The organism is Desertibacillus haloalkaliphilus, from assembly GCF_019039105.1.
Classification (GTDB): Bacteria; Bacillota; Bacilli; order Bacillales; family KJ1-10-99; genus Desertibacillus; species Desertibacillus haloalkaliphilus.
Genome location: NZ_JAHPIV010000605.1, coordinates 1 through 327, shown reverse-complemented (window position 1 = coordinate 327; position 327 = coordinate 1). Strand labels below are relative to the sequence as shown.

Below are 327 nucleotides of genomic sequence, written 5' to 3'. Positions count from 1 at the left end.
TTCATCTGCTGGTGCATCACTTGGCACGCTAACCGCATTTGAATACGAGTACATAATGTTTCCTTGTTGCGTTGCCGGTTGCAACGTAAATTCAAAGTTTTGTGGATCACTATCAGAAGCTGCTGAGTTATTTGTGTCGTCGTACGTAAACGATACCCAAAGCTCTTTACCATCGGATGAAACGCTTGTTGTTGCACCTGAGTATGATGGTTGCTGAGCGTCAAAGTAGTAACCTGAATCAGCGGTGAACTTCGTAGACTCCAAAGTTGCACTTGTCTCACCAACAAAGGCAACTGATGACATTGGTGCACCTGAGAACGTTACATT

Annotated in this window: 1 protein-coding gene; it reads right to left on the bottom strand. The window is 44.3% G+C overall.

Annotated features, from left to right (window positions below):
* Nucleotides 1–327 (bottom strand): hypothetical protein (locus tag KH400_RS23485; protein WP_217228746.1); only part of this gene is annotated, 327 nt, incomplete at both ends.